The 17,711-nt window shown below is 66.6% G+C and carries 15 protein-coding genes; 5 read left to right on the plus strand and 10 right to left on the minus strand.

The annotated features are described in order from the left end of the window. Positions 1 to 63 precede the first annotated feature (63 nt). Both P0D89_RS05185 and P0D89_RS05190 read right to left on the minus strand, forming a co-directional pair. A complete protein-coding gene (locus P0D89_RS05185; RefSeq protein WP_408357196.1) occupies positions 64 to 2,646 on the minus strand; it encodes a DUF6600 domain-containing protein in 2,583 nt (860 codons plus the stop codon). 204 nt (positions 2,647 to 2,850) lie between these two features. Continuing rightward, entirely contained in the window at positions 2,851 to 3,564 is a 714-nt protein-coding gene (locus P0D89_RS05190) for an ArsR/SmtB family transcription factor (RefSeq protein ID WP_408357194.1), read from the minus strand. 241 nt (positions 3,565 to 3,805) lie between these two features. Between P0D89_RS05190 and P0D89_RS05195 the strand changes: the two genes are divergently transcribed. Both P0D89_RS05195 and P0D89_RS05200 read left to right on the plus strand, forming a co-directional pair. Further along, a complete protein-coding gene (locus P0D89_RS05195; RefSeq protein WP_408357192.1) occupies positions 3,806 to 3,949 on the plus strand; it encodes a hypothetical protein in 144 nt (47 codons plus the stop codon). Positions 3,950 to 4,129: 180 nt separating this feature from the next. Beyond that, the gene (locus P0D89_RS05200) at positions 4,130 to 4,636 is read left to right on the plus strand and encodes an acyl-CoA thioesterase (protein WP_408357190.1); all 507 of its coding nucleotides are present in this window, start codon (positions 4,130 to 4,132) and stop codon (positions 4,634 to 4,636) included. A gap of 166 nt (positions 4,637 to 4,802) precedes the next feature. On the opposite strand, the gene fumC is transcribed toward P0D89_RS05200, so the two are convergent. From fumC to P0D89_RS05225, 5 genes are all read right to left on the minus strand, one after another. After that, complete coding sequence (fumC, locus tag P0D89_RS05205; protein WP_408357188.1) at positions 4,803 to 6,203, minus strand: class II fumarate hydratase; 1,401 nt, start codon at positions 6,201 to 6,203, stop codon at positions 4,803 to 4,805. A gap of 15 nt (positions 6,204 to 6,218) precedes the next feature. Continuing rightward, the gene (locus P0D89_RS05210; RefSeq protein ID WP_408376217.1) at positions 6,219 to 7,895 is read right to left on the minus strand and encodes a phospholipase D family protein; all 1,677 of its coding nucleotides are present in this window, start codon (positions 7,893 to 7,895) and stop codon (positions 6,219 to 6,221) included. A gap of 276 nt (positions 7,896 to 8,171) precedes the next feature. Further along, the gene (gene panS, locus P0D89_RS05215; protein WP_408357184.1) at positions 8,172 to 9,131 is read right to left on the minus strand and encodes a ketopantoate/pantoate/pantothenate transporter PanS; all 960 of its coding nucleotides are present in this window, start codon (positions 9,129 to 9,131) and stop codon (positions 8,172 to 8,174) included. Positions 9,132 to 9,536: 405 nt separating this feature from the next. After that, a complete protein-coding gene (locus P0D89_RS05220; protein ID WP_408357182.1) occupies positions 9,537 to 10,949 on the minus strand; it encodes an MATE family efflux transporter in 1,413 nt (470 codons plus the stop codon). A gap of 291 nt (positions 10,950 to 11,240) precedes the next feature. Continuing rightward, the gene (locus tag P0D89_RS05225) at positions 11,241 to 11,462 is read right to left on the minus strand and encodes an RNA-binding S4 domain-containing protein (RefSeq protein ID WP_408357180.1); all 222 of its coding nucleotides are present in this window, start codon (positions 11,460 to 11,462) and stop codon (positions 11,241 to 11,243) included. 312 nt (positions 11,463 to 11,774) lie between these two features. Here P0D89_RS05225 and P0D89_RS05230 point away from each other — a divergent pair, with 312 nt between their 5' ends. The 3 genes from P0D89_RS05230 to P0D89_RS05240 all read left to right on the plus strand — a co-directional run bounded on the left by P0D89_RS05230 (position 11,775) and on the right by P0D89_RS05240 (position 15,151). After that, complete coding sequence (locus tag P0D89_RS05230; RefSeq protein ID WP_408357178.1) at positions 11,775 to 12,230, plus strand: hypothetical protein; 456 nt, start codon at positions 11,775 to 11,777, stop codon at positions 12,228 to 12,230. 216 nt (positions 12,231 to 12,446) lie between these two features. Further along, a complete protein-coding gene (locus tag P0D89_RS05235; RefSeq protein ID WP_408357176.1) occupies positions 12,447 to 12,710 on the plus strand; it encodes a hypothetical protein in 264 nt (87 codons plus the stop codon). 311 nt (positions 12,711 to 13,021) lie between these two features. Then, on the plus strand, positions 13,022 to 15,151 hold the full coding sequence (locus P0D89_RS05240; protein ID WP_408357174.1) for an ATP-dependent helicase: 2,130 nt from the start codon (positions 13,022 to 13,024) through the stop codon (positions 15,149 to 15,151). Between the two features lie 181 nt (positions 15,152 to 15,332). On the opposite strand, the gene P0D89_RS05245 is transcribed toward P0D89_RS05240, so the two are convergent. The 3 genes from P0D89_RS05245 to P0D89_RS05255 all read right to left on the minus strand — a co-directional run bounded on the left by P0D89_RS05245 (position 15,333) and on the right by P0D89_RS05255 (position 17,702). Next, on the minus strand, positions 15,333 to 16,103 hold the full coding sequence (locus tag P0D89_RS05245) for a DUF4088 family protein (protein ID WP_408357172.1): 771 nt from the start codon (positions 16,101 to 16,103) through the stop codon (positions 15,333 to 15,335). Positions 16,104 to 16,620: 517 nt separating this feature from the next. Beyond that, entirely contained in the window at positions 16,621 to 16,944 is a 324-nt protein-coding gene (locus P0D89_RS05250; RefSeq protein ID WP_408357170.1) for an AzlD domain-containing protein, read from the minus strand. Beyond that, positions 16,941 to 17,702: an AzlC family ABC transporter permease gene (locus tag P0D89_RS05255; protein ID WP_408357168.1), complete on the minus strand. Its 762-nt coding sequence runs from the start codon at positions 17,700 to 17,702 to the stop codon at positions 16,941 to 16,943. Before P0D89_RS05255 ends, P0D89_RS05250 begins: the two co-directional genes overlap by 4 nt. Positions 17,703 to 17,711 lie beyond the last annotated feature (9 nt).

Genomic DNA, 17,711 nt, shown 5'->3' on the forward strand with positions numbered 1-17,711 from the left:
ATGCTGCCGTTCGCGCGTGCCGTTCCGCGCGGCAGGTGGCAACGGGCCTTAGGTCGGCGGTGTTCAGCCCTTGTGATGCTCGTCGCGGTTGCCGCCGCCGGAGTGTTGCTCGGCGTGTTGCTGCTGCGGTTGTGGTTGCGGACGCGGCTGCTGCATCTGCTGCGGACGAGGTTCAGGGCGCGGCTGCTGCATCTGCTGCGGGCGTGGTTCGGGACGCGGTTGCTGAACCTGCTGCGGCCGCGGCTCCGGACGCGCCATCTGCATCGGCTGCGAATGAAACTCCTGACGCGGCGGCTGCGCCTGCATCTGCGCAGGACGCTGCCCCTGCGCTTCAGCCTGTCGTTGCGCTTGCTGCCGGGCCTGAAATTCTTGCTCCCGCGCCTGCTGCTGCGCCGCCGGATTCTCCACCGGACGCGGCGGCACGCTGTGCTGTTGCATCCCGGCATTCGCCTGCCCGCCGGTGCCGGGCTGCTGTCCGAATCCCGGCCGCCCCGGCTGCTCCTGCGGACCGCCACGCTGCTGTGCCGCCGGATTCTCCACCGGACGCGGCGGCACGCTGTGCTGTTGCATCCCGGCGTTCGCCTGCCCGCCGGGACTGGGCTGCTGCACAAAACCTGGCCGCCCCGGCTGCTCCTGCGGACCGCCACGTTGCTGCCCCATCGGCGTATGCGGCTGCGTCCACACCGGCTCGTGGCCGCCGTTCGCACCCGGCTGCCGACCCGCCTGCTGCGGCATCCCCATCCCATGCTCCTGCGCGTAACCCGCCGGGATGCCGCCGCCCGCTTGCGGCGGCCGCGGCACACCATTCGTCGGATGCGCCATTTCGCCTGATTGCTGCTGGCGCTGATTGTTGACCATCTGCGGCGGCATCCCCGGCCGGCCTTGCGGCTCGCCCGCATGCGGCCCCCGAGCGGCGCCAGCACCTTCGCGCGGTCGCTGTCCCGCCTGTTGCATACCACTGGGCGCACCAGGCATCGGCGCACCCGCCGCCGCGCCCGGCGGCCGTCCCGGGATATGAGACTGCACGACCCGCACGTTCTGCGCCGGCAGCGCGCTTGGCCCGCCCGCCATATGCGCGGGCACCGAGGTCCGCACGATAGGCTGGCCGCCCCCCGGCACCCGTCCGCCGCTTTGCGCGAAACGCTGCGCGAGGCTGTCGTGATAAGCGGCCGGCATCGCGGGACTGCGGGTCGCCATCACCGGACGCGCGACAACGCCAGCCGGCGGCCGGTAGTTCGCGTTGCGCAGACCCGGTCCGAAGCTCTCCCGCACCGGAGCGATCCCCGGCCCGCCTGGGTTGAACCGCGCGTGGTGCCATTGTCCCGGATCGACCTTCTGCGCGAAGCGTCCGACCGGCTGCCCGTGCACGAACGCAGTCGCCGGCACGGCAGTCAGGCCGCCGTGCGCGCGATAGTTGACGTACGTGTTGTGGATGCTCACATTGCGGTTGTACTGGTTGACGCGGCTGTAGTACCGCTCGCTCCAGTGATCGCGGCCTCCCCAATGCGGATGCCACGGCTCGCCCGGGCCGAGCGGAAACCACGCGACGCCGGCCGCCACGATCCCGCCGACCGCCAGATTCACGCCCCAGTCGGGCACGCCACCGCCTTCGTCGTCGCCGACGAAGGCGACCAGGGCCGGCGCATAGACCGGCGGCGCGTCGGCTTCGACCGGTCCCGGCACCCACGCCCACGTATCGTCCATCTGCACCCAGCGGCCGTAGTGGTACGGCGCGAAGCCCCACGGCTGGTCGTCGACCCAGGTCCAGCCCCACGGCGCCTGCCAGACCCAATGGCCGTCGTGGTAGGGCGCCCAGCCGGCGGGCGTGGCGCGCGGCACCCACACCTCGCCGTATTGCGGGCTGCTGCGCCACGTGCCGTTGGCGTCGAGATCCTGATAGCCGGGCACGTCGCGCGACACGTACTGCGCCGACACCGAGCGGTCCTCCGCGGCATCGCGGCTCACGGCCCATTGATCGAGGCTGTCGAGCCCGGGCACCTGGTCGTCGGCGAGCTGTTGCAAGTTGGTGCCGCCGAAGCGGATCTGCCGGCCTGCGGCGACCGGCACCTGGCCGCTGTCGCCGTACACGGTCGCGCTGCCGCTGCGCACGGTGACGGTGGTGCTGCTGCCGTCCGGTGCGACGTCGACGCGGTAGTCGCCGGGGCCGTTCACGCCGAGCGCGATGTTCGGCGTGTCGATTTCATACGACGAACCCGGCGGCAGTTCGCGCACGCGGGTCGACAAGGTGCCTTGCGCGACTTTCAGCTGGGCGCTGCTGTCGTCGAGATTGAGCACGTCGAGGCTGGTGGACTGGCCGAGCCGCACTGCCGTCGAGCCGATGTGCAGCTCGGAGCGCGCGTTCTGGTCGTTCCAGAGCTGGTCGCCGGCGGTGAGCGGGCGGTTGATCTGTGCGTAGGACCAGTCGGTGGCGCCGGCGGGCTCGGTGGTCACGGTGCCGGCGGTGTAGTTCAGCCGCGCGATGCGCCCCGGCGGGTCGGTGTTCTGGCTGGCCGCGGCGTCCTGGGGCGCGGATGGCATGTCCTGCGCCAACGTGGCCTGCGTGGCACACAGTAGGACGGCGGTGGCGATCAACGTGTAGCCCGGCAAGCGGTGCGTCGAAGGGGGGCGGGCGGTGACTGTTCTCATGACTTATCTCCAACGGACACAGCGATCTGCTTGGTCCGTAAGTCACTCTACCCGCGGCGTTTGTTTCAAGGCCCCCACTTTTGTAAGGCCACGGCATCGGCGTGTAACAAAAAATCTCGCGCCCGGCTGGCTGCCGGTTTTGGTACGGCAGTTGACCGGTTCGCCGCGCGGTTGTCGGGGTCGTCGCTCGCACGGGCGGACGGCTCACGCCGCCAGAAACGCATCGAAATGACGGTGGCCCGCAGGCGTGACGCGCAGGATGCGCGGCCGCTCGGTCCGTTCGACCCAGCCGTGCGTCGACCACGCGTCGAGCAATGCCGCGCCGAGCGCGCCGCCAAGATGCGGACGCCGCTCGCTCCAGTCGGGGCACGTGCACGCGAAGCGGCGCCGGCGACTCTTCGGGGCGGACAGGTCGATGCCCCATTCGGCGAAGCGCGCGGCGCCGTCGGCGGTGGCTTCGAGCGTCGCGCCGTGAAGCGTCAACAGACCGCGCTCGACCAGCCGCTCGAACACCTGCACCGACAACTCGCCCGCCATGTGGTCGTAGCAGGTGCGGGCGTAGCGCATGTCGAGCGGCACGGTGCGCGCCGGACGCGGCGTCGCGCGCTGCGGCGCGCTGATTTGCGCGACGTTCGCGAGCGCTTCGATCGACGCGGCAATGTCGGACGACGCGATCCGGAAGTAGCGATGCCGGCCGCGCACTTCAAGCGCGAGCAGGCCGCCGTCGGTAAGGCGCGCGAGATGCGCACTGGCCGCCGACGGCGAGAGTCCCGCGATCATCGTCAGTTCGCCGGCGGGGCGGGCGCTGCCATCCATCAGCGCCCACAGCATCGCGGCGCGGCCCGGATCGGCGAGCAGCGCGCCGATCCGGCTGAGGCCTGGAAAATGGTTCGGTTCGTCAGTTAGGGTGGCGGGCATCTGGCGTCTCCAAGGGCGGCGCGCGAAGCGCCATATGGTCCACTGTAGCGGGCTGCGCTATTCGATGTTTCAGCTTAGCGTGAACAATGGCTTGCGGCGGCTACGAAAATCCGGCACGGCAGGCCGGGGCGGGGGCTCGCATTGGCCTGACTGCCGTGTCGTGCCGCGCCGGCCGGCGTCGCGGCGTCGCGATGGCCAGCCAGGCTAGAATCGAAGTCTGTCTTTGCAGGAACACGATGTCATGAAAACTTTCTTTGCCGTCGCCGCCGCGGTGCTGCTGTTCTCCGCCTGCGCGCAGGGCGGCGCCGGGTCCGGCTCCGGCGCGGGCACCGGCAGCATCAACATGTACGGCACAATCGACGAAGGGATTAGCTTTCACAATTAGGCGCACGATCCAGCGCGAGTGCTGCCCGCCTAAAGTGGAAATTCCACGGAAAGCTAGCGGAAAGACTCGAGCGCTCGCTGGCAAAAAATCAGGGCCACAAGCCGCCCAAAGCTGCCACGCCGTCAACATTGCGCTCGTATAATCGCCCCCTTCCAATGCATCCGATTGACCGGAGTCAAGATGAGTACCCCTCCCGTAGCGCCGCTGGACCGTTCGGAAACCACTTTCCGCTTTCTTGCCGAGCCGAGCTCGGTCAACTTCGGCGGCAAGGTGCACGGCGGCGCGCTGATGAAGTGGATCGACGAGACCGCGTATGCGTGCTCGGCGGTATGGTCGGGACGCTATTGCGTGACGGTCAGCGTGGGCAATATCCGCTTTCGCCGGCCGATTCTGGTCGGCAACCTGGTCGAGTTGCGCGCGCGGGTCGTGGCGACGGGCCGCACCAGCATGCACATTCACGTATCGGTGCAGGCGGGCGACCCGAAGGGCGGCGAGCTGTTGCAGACCACCGACTGCCTGGTCGTGATGGTCGCCGTCAACGAGAACGGCCATCCGGTGCAGGTGCCGGCTTTCGTGCCGCAGACCGAAGAGCAGAAACGCCTCGCCAAATACGCGATGGATGTGAAGGAAGCGCTCGACGCTATCGTCGAACTCAAGCCGGACGAAGTGGCGCAGGGCAAGATTTAAGCGGCGCGCGCGTGGGGCGCTGGTCAGGAGCCCCTAAAGGCCCGCAAGGGCTGCGCGAACCGTAGCGTTCGCGCAGCCGGTGATTCAACGTCGGTTGCGGCGGGCCCAAAGCACGCTGCGTGAGGGAGCAGGTCGTTGCGCCGGCCGCGCGGCGACTCGCCAGAGATCAACCCGGCGAATTTCCCACCATATCCTTCGGCCGCACCCATTCGTCGAACTGCTGCTCGGTGACGAAGCCGAGCGCGAGCGCCGACGCCTTCAGCGTGGTGCTTTCCTTGTGCGCCTTCTTCGCGATCTGCGCGGCCTTGTCGTAGCCGATGTGCGGATTGAGCGCCGTCACCAGCATCAACGATTCGTTCAGCAAAGTATCGACGCGCTCACGGTTCGGTTCGATGCCCACCGCGCAATTGTCGTTGAAACTGCGCGCGCCGTCGGCGAGCAGACGAACGGATTGCAGCACGTTGTGGGCGATCATCGGCCGGAACACGTTCAACTCGAAGTTGCCGCTCGCGCCGCCGATATTCACCGCGACGTCGTTGCCGAACACCTGCGAGCACAGCATTGTCAGCGCTTCGGACTGGGTCGGGTTGACCTTGCCGGGCATGATCGAGCTGCCCGGCTCGTTCTCCGGAATCGACAGTTCGCCGAGCCCGCAACGCGGGCCGCTCGCGAGCCAGCGAATGTCGTTGGCGATCTTGTTCAGGCTCGCCGCGACGGTCTTCAACGCGCCGTGCGCGAACACCAGCGCATCGGCGGCGGCCATCACCTCGAACTTGTTCGGCGCCGACACGAACGGCAAGCCGGTCAGCTTGCCGATTGCGGCCGCCACCTTGTCGGCGAACTGCGGATGCGCGTTCAGACCCGTGCCGACCGCGGTGCCGCCTTGCGCGAGTTCGTACAGATGCGGCAGCGCCGATTCCAAGTGACGGATGCCGTGTTCGAGCTGCGCGACATAGCCCGAAAATTCCTGGCCGAGCGTGAGCGGCGTGGCGTCCTGCAAGTGCGTGCGGCCGATCTTGACGATATCGGCAAACGCCTTCGCCTTGCCGTCGAGCGTGCCGCGCAGCGTCTTCAGCGCCGGCAGCAGATGCTTGACGATCGCGTACGCGGCGGCCACATGCATCGCGGTCGGGAACACGTCGTTCGACGACTGGCCACGATTCACGTCGTCGTTCGGATGCACCTTGCGCGCTTCGCCGCGCTCGCCGCCGAGCAGTTCGCTCGCACGGTTCGCGATCACCTCGTTGAGGTTCATGTTGGTCTGGGTGCCGGAGCCGGTCTGCCAGACGGCGAGCGGAAATTCCTCCGCATGCTTGCCGTCGATGATCTCGTCGGCGGCCTGCATGATCGCGCGGGCCTTGTTTTCGTCGAGCACGCCGAGGCCGAGGTTCACCTCGGCGGCCGAGCGCTTGATGACGGCCAGCGCGGTGATCAGCTCGGGCGACTGTTTCTCGGTCGAAATACGGAAGTTCTGCAGCGAGCGCTGAGTTTGCGCGCCCCATAGACGCGCGTTCGGCACGGCGATTTCACCGAACGTGTCACGTTCCAATCGTACGTCTTCGGTCATGTTTCACTCCGCTTCTCAAAGTTCTGCGTTGACAGGCAATAGGGAGAATAGTCCCGTTAGCACGTTCCGGTATAACCCTGCTTGTGGATCGAAAATGTACGTGCGGCGCGTGCCGTTCTCGACGTCGCTCCACACGAGCGGCGAGAGCGGCGCGCCGATCGAGCGCAGATAGGCGAGATGGGCGTCGTCGGCTAGCGTGACGCGATAGCTTTCCTCGGGCGACGTGCCGTGCTCGAAGATCCGCGCGACCTGGCCCGCGAGCTGCGGGCTGTGGATCACCAGCGCCAGTTCGGTGTTCAGATTGGCCGAGCGGGGGTCGAGGTTCATCGAGCCGATCACCAGAATCTCGTGGTCGATCACATAGGTTTTCGCGTGCAGGCTGGCGCGCGAACGCGAGCCGGCGATGCCCGCGGGCGGGGTTTCCTGGCGCGGCTTGAACTCGTACAGCTCGACGCCTTGTTGCAGCAGCGGCACGCGATACGGACTGTAGCCCGCCTGCACGGCGACCGCGTCGGTCGCGGCGAGCGAGTTGGTCAGCACGGCGATGCGCACGCCACGGTGCGTCAGTTCGCCGGCCGCCTTGACACCGGCATCGTGCGGCACGAAGTACGGCGACACGATCAGGAAGTCGTGGCGCGCGTCGTGCATCAATTCGCGCAGCCGCTGCATCGGCGGACTGACGTAGTCCGGCGACGGATGCTCGATCTTCTCCGGCAGGTCCGCCTTGAATTCGGCGGGCGCCCAGATGAGACCGAGTTGCTCGCTCGTGATCTGCGACGCGAGCGGCGTCGCGTTTAGTGGTTTCGCGTTGTACGGATCGGCGTTGGTGCGCCAGTGCTGGCGCAAGTCGTCGCGTGTCTGGTCGAGTTCCTTCGCGTCGAATTTTTGCTTGTTCAGCGCCCGCAGCGGATACGAGAGGCTGCTGTTCCAGTAGTCGTCGAAACTGGCCGAGATGTCGGCGGCGATCGGGCCGGCGGCCAGTACGTCGAGGTCGCGGAACTGCAGCGTTTCGCTTGCGCTGAAATACTCGTCGCCGAGATTGCGGCCGCCGATGATCGCCAACTGGTTGTCCGCGATCATCGCCTTGTTGTGCATGCGGCGCGTGAAGTGGCCGATCTGCGTGAACAGGTTCGTGGTGCGTTCGAACATGCCCTCCTGCGCGCTGCCGAACGGATTGAACACGCGGATCTCGATGTTGTCGTGCGAGTTCAGGCCCGCCATCACGCGGTCGATGTCCTTGAAGTTCAGATCGTCGACCAGCATGCGCACCCGCACGCCGTGATCGGCCGCATACAGCGCGGCGCCGAGCAGCAGCTTGCCGGTGGTGTCCTCGTTGGCGATGTAGTACTGCATGTCGAGGGTCTTGGTCGCCGCGCGTGCGAGCGCGATGCGCATCTGCAACGCATCGGTGCCGTTCGACAGCACACGAAAACCCGACTGCCCCGGATGCGCGGCTTCGAGCGGCGCGAGCGCGATGCGCAGCGGGGTGGTCGCGGTGGCGGGCTGCGCGTGCGTGACCGGACGGTCGAACGCGGTGGCGGGCGGCTTGCTCGCGCAGGCGGTCAGTAATGCCGCCGCGCAGCACAGCAGGAAAATATGCCTCGTCGTCCCCCAAGGGGACTTCTTTCGGGGCGTGCTGAATGAGCGGTTGCGTTGCAGTGCGCTTTGATTCTGTTCGTGATGCCCCGGCACGCTGTCATCCCCTTGTTTGCAAGCTTCTCGTGACGGCAGCACGGATGCTTGCTCACGCTGTCGAGAAAAGCATTCTAAGGGGAATTGGGGCGGGCGGTTTTCGTGCTGCCGTGTGAATGCGGCGACGGGACTTTGGTGGCGTGCAGATTGCGCAGCGGCCTTTGCCGGGACGTGGTGAGCGTGCCGACAAAGGCGGTGGTTGATTCGATGCGCTCATGTCGAGCGCTGCCGCGATCGCATTTTTGAACTGTGATCGCGGCGCGCGGCGAGTTCGCGTTAGCCGCGCCCGGCGTTCAACGCGCGCTCGCCATCCGCATGCGTGGAGCCTTTCGCCGGACGTCCCGCCCAGTGGCCCGCGAGCAGCGAGCCGGACAGGTTGTGCCAAACCGAGAACAACGCGCCCGGCAACGCCGCAATCGGCGTGAAATACAGCTTGCCGAGCGTCGCGGCGAGGCCCGAATTCTGCATGCCCACTTCGATCGCGAGGGTGCGGCAGACGGCTTCGTCGAAGCCGAGCAGACGCCCGCCCCAGTAACCGCCGAGCAGGCCGATGCCGTTATGTAGCACCACGCCCAGCATGACCACGAGGCCGACCGACGCGATGCTCTTCTGCGTGCCGCCTACCACCGCGCCGATGATCAGCACGATCGCGACCATCGAGATCAGCGGCAGGATCGGTTCGATCTTGCGCACCGTCTTGCTGAACAGATGGTTGATGATCAGGCCGACCACGATCGGCAGCGCGACGATCTGCAGGATGCTCATCAGCATGCCGTGCACGTCGACGGCGATCGACGCGTCCACGTAAAGTCGCGTGAGAAGCGGCGTCGCGAACACGCCGACGAGCGTCGACAGCGCGCTGATCGTCACCGACAACGCGACGTCGCCGCGCGCCAGATAGATCATCACGTTCGAGGCCGTGCCGCTCGCGACGCTGCCGACCAGCACCATGCCGGCGGTCAGGTCCGGTGGCATGCGCAGGGCCTTGGCGATCACCCAGGCGGCGAGCGGCATCACGAGGTAGTGCAGCACGATGCCGGCGAGCACCGGCGCGGGTCGCGTGAAGACGCGCTGGAAATCGGCCACGGATAACGTGACGCCCATCGCCAGCATGATGATCGTGAGCAGCGTGGTGACGTGCGGCGCGATGCCCGTGAACGACGCCGGCGAGAAGTACGCAGCGATCGAAACGAGCACGGCCCAAAGCGGGAATAAGCGGGTGACGCGGGCAAGCATGACGGGTGGTCCTTTTTGTTTTATCGCGAGAATCGAGGGAACGTCGAGTGGCCGAGCGGGCCAGCAGGCGCGGCGGCGTTCGGAAGTCCGCCGCGCGAACGCGGCGAACCATGCGGGCAATGGTGAGCCTGCGGGCGGCGCTGGCCTTTGTGGGGCGTGCAAGCGGAATCCCGCCGCGTGGCGCGGGTGGGCGCCGCTGGGCCGGGAACGGCATTTTACCTTTTGACGGCCGGGCGGCTGCAGAGGGCTGGGCGACCTTTGTTGCGAAAGCGCGGCGGTGGGTCGTTCAATGAGGAGATGGTGACGCGGCGCGGCGCGGCATGTCTCGCGCGAAACGAGTTCGCACGAGTGCATTCGAACTGGCAAGCGGCAAGCGGCAAGCGGCAACCCGCAACCCGCCCCCAGTCACCCCGATCCAAAAGGCGGCGTCACAGCCGCCGCCGGCACGCGCCGCAAGCTCAGCTTATGAAACCGCAGCGTCATCAACAACGCGACGCTCGCGAGGCCAGCCGCCAACCCCCACCACAAACCGCGCGCGCCGAGGCCGAAGTGAAACGCCAGCGTATAGCCGGTCGGAAAACCGATCACCCAATAACCGAACGCCGCGGCGATCATCGGCACGCGCGTGTCCTTCAACCCGCGCAGGCAACCGGAACCGACCGTCTGCATCCCGTCGACGATCTGGAAAATCGCCGCTACGCCCAGCAGCGAACTCGCCAGCGCGACGGTCGGCGCGTTGGCCGGGTCGTCGAGATGCAGATAGAGGCCGACGATCCAGTGCGGCGCGGCGATCAGCACGATCCCCGATAGCGTCATGAAGCCGACACCGAGCGCCAGCGCGACGAAACCCGCATGGCGCGCGGCCAGCGGCTGCCCGGCGCCGGCCCAGAAGCCGATCCGGACGTTGGCCGCCTGGCCGATCGCGAGCGGCACCATGAAGGCCACCGACGCGACGTTCAACGCGATCTGATGCGCGGCCAACTGCGACTCGCCGAGCAGGCCGATCAGCAGCCCGGTGGCGAGAAAGAGCGTCGACTCGACGCCATAGGTGATCGCGACCGGCCAGCCGATGCCGAACAGTTCGCCCATCAATGGCACGTTCGGCCGCGTCGCGACGACGAAATGGCGGAAGCGCGGCCGCAGATGCAGCAGCGCCATCAGTACGAGCGCGGTCAGCCAAACCGTGATCGAGGTCGCGGCCGCCGAGCCCAGAAAGCCGAGCCGGGGCAGCCCATAAGCGCCGTGGATCAGCCCGTAATTCAGGAACGCGTTGACGCCGACGCTCGCGATCGACACCCACAGCAGGCGTCTCGCCGCACCGATCGCCGGCAGGAACGAGCGCATCAGGCCGACGCCGATCAGGCTGGCGGGCGCGCCCCAGCGCAGCACCGCCGCGTATTCGCCGACGTTATGCGCGAGCAGGCCGGGCTCGCCGAACGCGAGCAGGATCTGCGACGCGAACGACAGCAGGATGAACGCCGGCACCGACAGCAGCACCGACAGCACGAAACCGGTCCAGTAGATATGCGGCACGCGGCCATCGTCCTGCGCGCCTCGCGCGTGCGACACGCTCACGCTGACCGAAGTCAGCACGCCTTGCAGCAGCGTCACCACGACGAAGAACAGGTTCGCGCCGAGCCCGCCGGCCGCGAGCGCATCGGGGCCGAGCGAGCCGAGCAGGATGGTGTCGGTGACGCTCATCGCCATTTGCGAGAGCTGCGCGATCGCGAGCGGCGCGGCGAGCCGGGCAGTGTCGGCCGCGTGGCGGGAGTAGGTTGGCGGCCGGGCGGCCACCCGGGTGAAGCCGGATTGAGTCATGAAGCGCTTGACGGCGGAAGTGGCAGCAGTGTCACGGGGCGCGTGAGGCGCGCGTCGCTCGCTTCGTACGCTGGCGGCGGCGCGTTGCAGCGGCAACGTGTTCAGCAGCGGGGAAGGAAAGCAGTGCTTCGTGAGCCGCTCGTGTTGGCCAAAGGGTTTGTCTGTCGAAACCAACAGCTTATTGCGTCGCCCCGGCGATGTCGATGGAAGACGCACGATTCTGGTGCGCGCGACGCTGCGAATTTCCGGACTGGCGGCACGGCAGGCGCGCCGGACTTGGCGGACGTGGCCTCAATGTGGCTCGTGGACCGCGATCCGTGTATCGCCGAGCAGCACGACCTGGCCCGCGCGGATTTTGCAGGTTTTGCGTGTTTCGACCCGGCCGTCGACGGTCACGGCGCCCTCCGCGACCATCATTTTGGCTGAGCCGCCGCTGTCCGCGAGCCCCGTTATCTTCAGGAGATTGTGCAGTTCGACGTAGTCGCCGGTGAGCGTGAAATCGAGGTTGGGCATGGCGTTTGCACCTTCAGGCAAAGGGTTCGCATCATAAGGCACAAGCTTGCCCTGGATGAAGCCCGCGGTCCGCGCGGCCCCCGCGCAAGCAAATGCAAGCAGTTGTTATCCGATTGTCGGAAAGTGAAACGTTGCGTAACACGGCTCGTACATCGCAGAATTCGCTAGTAAAGTGCGGATACGTAGCAAAGATTGCTGGATTTTCATCGAAAGCCAGCGACCAGAAGACCGGGCGAGGTACGCGGGACATCCCATCCCAACCGACCGCTGGACACGACGCCCGCGTCACAACAACTTTAGAGAGGATTAGCCATGACCCAGATTCGTTCGCTCCTGATCGGTACCGCCCTCACGGCTTTTGCCGCCACCGCCGCCGTGGCGCAGACCGTGCAACCGGCCGCAGGGCTCAGTGGCCAGGCTCAGATGCAAACGCAAGGCGCGGATGTCGCGCCCGCAGCTCCCGCCGCGCAGGGCGTGCAGCCGGTGACGCCGGCGCCTACCCGCCTGACGGCGTCGGGTTCGACCGATCCGCTGGTGCAAAAGCGTGACGCCAACGCGAAGGCGAATGCGGAATATCGCGCGTCGAAGAAGGCGTCGAAGGCGGCAATGACGGATCAGCAGAAGGCCGCCAAGGCGCAGTACAAGGAGCAGGTGCACGACGCGAAGATCAACCAGAAAGCAGATAAGCAGGCCGCCAACAACGAAATGAAGATGAACATGGAAGGGCAGGCTGCAACTCAGGTTGATGGCGCTGACGTGAAGCACTAAGCCAGCCGCGAAGCGCGGGCGTGGCGGCAGAGGTGTGTGGTCACGCCGTGCTTTGGCTTGGTCTGGATGCAACTGTCGGGCGAGGAGCGCGTCGCGCAGGCTGCGCACCCCCGGCCCTTTTGCTTCAGCCCGGATTTTCAGCGGGACGCTGCCGTGCCGCTTTGAAATTGAAAAGCACCGCGCAGCGCGTCGTACGACGTTTGAGGGAGGTGTTGGATGAGTATCACCAGGTCCACAAAGAACCGGATTTATGCCGCGTTGATCGCGGGTTGTCTGTCGTCGGTCGCGTTCGCGCAGGCGAGCGACCCGGCTGCGGCGCCCGTCACCCACGCCGACAAGCAGGCCGCGAAGGAACAGTCGAAGGCGGACAAAAAGGCCGCAGTCGCTCAGGCCAAGGCGGACAAGAAGAAAACCGAGGCTCAGGCCGACGCCGACAAGGCCAATGCCGATGCCAATCTGAAGGACGCGAAGAAGCAGTAGTTGTCTGCGTCGCAGGCAGGGGAGGTCGATCTCACGTCTTCCGCTTTGCTCGCGAAACAATGAATGGCCCGTCGCGCGAAAAGGTGCGCACGGGCCATTTTATTTTGAGATCCGTGCGTTCGCGTCGAGCCGACTCGCGTAGCTTTGCAGCAACTCGGGCTGTGCCCATCCCAGTCGAGCCATCGCAGCTACAAGCCGGTTCGGCCCCGCTCCCAAGCGGCCGTCAAAAAAAGGGGCGCTTGTCGCCAGCAGTTGTATGGATATACAGTATGCGTCGCCATCCTGTGTCCATCCAAACGTCCAGACCCAACGTGCTCTCCGTCGCTGAATCTCCGCCGCCGTCCGATACCGCCGCCTGGCTCACGAAGCTCAACGACGCCCAGCGCGAAGCCGTCGAGTATGGCGCCGACACACCCAATGCGCCCCTCGGCGCGCTGCTGGTGATCGCGGGCGCCGGCTCCGGCAAGACCAACACGCTCGCGCATCGGGTCGCCAATCTGGTGGTGAAGGGCGCCGATCCGCGCCGCATCCTGCTGCTGACTTTTTCGCGTCGCGCGGCGCTCGAAATGACCCGCCGTGTCACGCGCATCGCCGGCGCGGCGCTCGGCGCGCGGGCCGCGCTCGCGCAGGGGCTGACGTGGTCGGGCACGTTCCACAGCGTCGGCGCGCGGCTGCTGCGCGAATACGCCGATCTGATCGGTCTCGCGCCGTCCTTCACGATCAACGACCGCGAAGATTCCGCCGATCTGATGAACCTGGTGCGCCACGAACTCGGGCTGTCCGCGAAAGAACGGCGCTTCCCGGCCAAGGGCACGTGCTTTGCCATCTATTCGCGCGTCGTGAACACCGGGGCCTCGCTCGGCCAGGTGCTCGACAACGCGTTCCCGTGGTGCCGCGAATGGGAAGCCGACCTGCGCATGCTGTTCGCCGCATATGTCGACGCGAAGCAGAAGCAGAGCGTGCTCGACTATGACGATCTGCTGCTCTACTGGTCGCACATGGCCGCGGAGCCTGCCATCGCGGCCGACCTGTCGGCGCGCTTCGACCACGTGCTGGTCGACGAGTATCAGGACACCAACCGCCTGCAGGCGTCGATCCTGCTCGCACTGAAGCCGGACGGGCGCGGCCTGACCGTGGTCGGCGACGACGCGCAGTCCATCTACTCGTTTCGCGGCGCGACCGTGCGCAACATTCTCGATTTCCCCGCGCAGTTCGACCCGCCCGCGCGGCAGGTCACGCTGGAGCGCAACTACCGGTCCACTGCGCCGATCCTGGCCGCGTCGAACGCGGTGATCGAACTGGCCAGCGAGCGCTACACGAAGAATCTGTGGACCGACAAGGCGTCGGCGCAACGCCCGCGTCTGGTCACTGTCGCCGACGAAGCCGATCAGGCCCGCTACATCGTCGAACAGGTGCTCGAAGCGCGCGAGCAGGGGATGAAGCTGAAGTCGCAGGCGGTGCTGTTTCGCGCCGCGCACCACAGCGCCGCGCTGGAGATCGAACTGACCCGGCGCAACATTCCGTTCGTCAAGTTCGGCGGGCTGAAATTTCTCGATTCGGTGCATGTGAAGGACGTGCTCGCGGTGCTGCGCTGGGCGGAGAATCCGCGCGACCGCGTCGCCGGTTTTCGCGTCGTGCAGTTGCTGCCGGGCGTGGGGCCGGCCACCGCGGCGAAGGTGCTCGACGAGATGGTTGCGCGCGCGGGCGGCGGCAATCCCGCCGATACCGCCGCGAGCGCACTGGCTGCGTTCGCCGCGCCCGCCCGTGCGCAGGAGGACTGGCACCCGTTCGTCAAGCTGATGTCGAGCGTGTACGGGCGGCAGACGCCGTGGCCCGCCGAGTTCGAGATGGTGAGGCGCTGGTACGAGCCGCATCTCGAACGCAATCACGAGGACGCCGCGATCCGTCATGCGGACGTGTTGCAGATGGAAAGTATCGCGGGCACGTATGCGTCGCGCGAGCGCTTTCTGACCGAGCTGACGCTCGATCCGCCCGATGCCACCAGCGACGAATCGGGCGTGCCGCTGATCGACGAGGACTACCTGATCCTGTCGACGATTCATTCGGCGAAGGGGCAGGAGTGGCGCAACGTGTTCGTGCTGAACGGGGTCGACGGCTGCATTCCGTCCGATCTCGGCACCGGCAGCGAGGATGAGATCGACGAGGAACGGCGCCTGTTATACGTGGCGATGACGCGCGCCAAAGAAGATCTGCATATCGTCGTGCCGCAGCGGTTTTACGTGCACAACCAGGCGCATATGGGCGATCGTCATGTGTGGGCGTCGCGCACGCGCTTCATTCCCGCGCATCTGATGCCGCTGTTCGATGCTTATGCGTGGCCGCGCGTGCCGGAGCCGAGCGCGCCGACAGCAGCGGGGCTCGCGGCGGCCGCGAAGGCGAAGGTCGAGATTGGCGCGAAGCTCAGGAAGATGTGGGATTGAAGCGCGGCGGCGTGCGTTGAGGTGATTGGGCGCAGGGGGGAGCATGGTGGCGTGTGCTCCTGCGCCGCAGAAAGGGGCGAGTTCTTATGGCCGCAGAACCGCAGAACCGCAGAACCGCAGAACCGCAACGCCGTAGTCCAGCTGATGTTCGCTGCTGACCCCACGCTCGAACTCAGCGCGACTATCGTTGCTGTTGCTGTTGCTGTTGCTGAGGCACCGGACGCGGCGGCACGAAGAAATTGCGCAGCCATGCCGCGAGGCGTGAAAACACGTCGTACGGCTCCTCGACGAAAATTTCCGGCTTGAGCAGGCGCAGATACTCCATGATCTGCTGCGCTTCCTGCTTCTGGAACGAGCCATGCGAGATGCCCAGCCGCAGCAGCCCGCGCAGTTCGCCGAGCTTCTCGCGCGCGGTGCTGCCCACGCTCGTTTCGCACGCTACCTTGGCCTCGTAGACCCGCTGACGCAACGATTCCACCAGCCGCCATGCGGGCGTCTGCATGACTTCCTCGAGCGCCTGGATGTCCTGCGCCGCGCTCTTGATCTGCGCGGCGAGCGGGTCGACCAGCGCCGCGTCGCCTTCCGCTTCCTTGACGATCGCTGCAGCCCAGTCGCGGCACTGCTTGACCAGCTCTTCCGGCGTCCATTCCGAGCGCGCTGCGAAGCCGAAACCGAACTCGCCCGCCTGCCGCATCAGAATCGCGACGACATCCGGGAATTCCTTGTCGAGCGTGCGCTTCGCCCACGCGTACTGGCCGCCCTGCAGCATCCGTTGGACCGCGTGTTCGGTCAGCGGCACCATGTTGTCGAGCAGCTTGGCGCGCAAGAAGTCCTCAAACGACGGCGTCGCGAACTGCGGATCGAGCTTCAGCGAAACCCGCAGAAAAGCGTCGAAGTCCTTGCGCAGCGACGCAAGGGTCTCGTCCTTGAGCTTGAGGGTGATTTGACCCATGTGTTATCCCGTTTGGTCCTGCCGCACGGCCTCGTCACGTCGTCCGGCCGCGTGCGGACCTTGGGCGACGCGACGCCAGATGCCGACGCGGTTGATGCCTGCCTGTTGCCGCGTAACCAGCGGGATGAATCCCGATGCGCGGACCTCGACTTCTTATCGGCGGATTGGACGGAAACTTGAGGCCGTGCGGGTGATGGGGGGACCCTTTAGAAGGATGTGTCGTTGGCTGGACGTGTCGCTGGCGTGTGTCGCACGTCATGCGAGCCGGACGACGCCGATCTCTTGAGGGCGGGCGGGCGGCGGGCAGTGGCTTTGAAGGGAGGCGCCGCCAGCTGGATGCGTCGCTGGCGTGTGTCGCGCGTCATGAGAGCCGGACGACGCCGATCTTGAGGGCCTGCGGGTGGCGGGTAGTGGCTTTAGAGGGAGGCGCCACTAGCCGGATGCGTTGCTGCCGTGCGTCGCATGTGACGTGGGCGGGATGGCGCCGACGCCAATGTCGCCGCGCGGCGGCAAGTGCCTACTTGAGCACGACGCATTGCCAGGCAAAGAACACCGTCAGGCCGACCGCGATGGTCAGCAGCGGCCGACGCGTCAGCGCGCTGACGACGACGGCGGCCAGCGCGCCGACCAGCTGCGGATTGCGCCAGGTCAGTTCGGCATTAATGCCATGCGGCGAAACCGCCATCGGCACGATGATCGCCGTGAGCACGGTAACCGGCACAAAACCGAGGGCGGTGCGCACCAGTGGTGAAAACACCAGCCGGTCGCCGAGCACGAACACGGCCGCGCGGATCACCCACGTGATGACCGCCATGCCGAGGATCAGAACGACGTAGTTCATCGGGCGGCCTCCGCGGTTTCGCGCGAGCCGCGCAGATTGGGGCGCGACATCGACAACAGCACGCCGACCGCCACGCCCGCAAACACTGCGCCGAGCAGACCCAACTTGTACGGCCACGCCTGCCAGAAAAAGGCCAGCGTGCCTGCGGTCGCGGCGGCCGCGATGTAGCGCAACGCGACGAGTTGCGGCACGACGATCGCGATGAAGGTGGCGACCATCGCGAAATCGAGCCCGAGCGATTGCAGGCCGGGGAAGGCCGCGCCGAACAGCAAGCCGGCGATGGTCCACAGCTGCCAGTTCAGGTACATCGCGAGGCCCGCGCCGAAGAAATAGTGCGGACCGACCGTGCCGGGTTCGCGATGCCGGTAGTGTTCCCACGCGACCGCGAAGACTTCGTCGGTGAGCAGCGCGCCGAGTGCCCAGCGCCAGCGGGCCGACAGATGCGCGACGTGCGGCGCGAGAGTCGCGCTGTACAGCACGTGACGCAGATTGACGACGAGCGTGGTAGCCCAGATCACGGCAAAACTCGCGTGGCCGGCGATCAGGCCGAGCGCGATGAATTGCGCGGAGCCAGCGAACACGACGAGCGACATCAACTGGCCGTGCCACAAATGCAGCGGGCCGGATGCGACGAGCGTGCCGAAAATAACGCCGAACGGCGCCGCGCCGACCATCATCGGGATGATGTCGCGTGCGCCGGCCGTAAATTCCTTAAGGTGGCCTGTGCGGATGGGCTGGTCTTCAGGTGAATGGGTCAATGCTGCCTC

Source organism: Paraburkholderia sp. RL18-085-BIA-A, assembly GCF_046027075.1.
Lineage (GTDB): Bacteria > Pseudomonadota > Gammaproteobacteria > Burkholderiales > Burkholderiaceae > Paraburkholderia.

Coding starts and splice junctions, on each gene's coding strand:
- P0D89_RS05185 (WP_408357196.1), bottom strand. CDS start 2,646: ATGAGAACAGTCACCGCCCGCCCCCCTTCGACGCACCGCTTGCCGGGC.
- P0D89_RS05190 (WP_408357194.1), bottom strand. CDS start 3,564: ATGCCCGCCACCCTAACTGACGAACCGAACCATTTTCCAGGCCTCAGC.
- P0D89_RS05195 (WP_408357192.1), top strand. CDS start 3,806: ATGAAAACTTTCTTTGCCGTCGCCGCCGCGGTGCTGCTGTTCTCCGCC.
- P0D89_RS05200 (WP_408357190.1), top strand. CDS start 4,130: ATGAGTACCCCTCCCGTAGCGCCGCTGGACCGTTCGGAAACCACTTTC.
- fumC (WP_408357188.1), bottom strand. CDS start 6,203: ATGACCGAAGACGTACGATTGGAACGTGACACGTTCGGTGAAATCGCC.
- panS (WP_408357184.1), bottom strand. CDS start 9,131: ATGCTTGCCCGCGTCACCCGCTTATTCCCGCTTTGGGCCGTGCTCGTT.
- P0D89_RS05220 (WP_408357182.1), bottom strand. CDS start 10,949: ATGACTCAATCCGGCTTCACCCGGGTGGCCGCCCGGCCGCCAACCTAC.
- P0D89_RS05225 (WP_408357180.1), bottom strand. CDS start 11,462: ATGCCCAACCTCGATTTCACGCTCACCGGCGACTACGTCGAACTGCAC.
- P0D89_RS05230 (WP_408357178.1), top strand. CDS start 11,775: ATGACCCAGATTCGTTCGCTCCTGATCGGTACCGCCCTCACGGCTTTT.
- P0D89_RS05235 (WP_408357176.1), top strand. CDS start 12,447: ATGAGTATCACCAGGTCCACAAAGAACCGGATTTATGCCGCGTTGATC.
- P0D89_RS05245 (WP_408357172.1), bottom strand. CDS start 16,103: ATGGGTCAAATCACCCTCAAGCTCAAGGACGAGACCCTTGCGTCGCTG.
- P0D89_RS05250 (WP_408357170.1), bottom strand. CDS start 16,944: ATGAACTACGTCGTTCTGATCCTCGGCATGGCGGTCATCACGTGGGTG.